Below are 263 nucleotides of genomic sequence, written 5' to 3' on the forward strand. Positions count from 1 at the left end.
CCGGCGGGCGTTGATGCCGGTGCGCTGGCATCACGGCACCTTCACCCTCGACGGGCGGCGGGTGCGGATCCCCACCGCGCAAAACAGCCCGCCGTTGTGGATCCGCCTGGCGCGGGAAGTGCCGTATCCGGTCAAGCAGGTCCGGTCGGTCACCCTGCTGTGTGAGGGCGGCCGCCTGTTCCTCGACATCACCGCCGAAGTCCCGGTGGCGACGTATCCGCCGGGTGAGGGACCGGACCCGGCCAGGGTGGCCGGGGTGGATC

The 263-nt window shown here is 71.9% G+C and carries 1 protein-coding gene; it reads left to right on the forward strand.

What is annotated here, in order from left to right; genetic code table 11:
- Nucleotides 1–263: hypothetical protein (locus tag FXF52_RS42365; RefSeq protein ID WP_187414039.1), on the forward strand; the 263-nt coding region annotated here is incomplete at both ends.

The organism is Micromonospora sp. MP36 (genome assembly GCF_008119785.1).
Lineage (GTDB): Bacteria > Actinomycetota > Actinomycetes > Mycobacteriales > Micromonosporaceae > Micromonospora.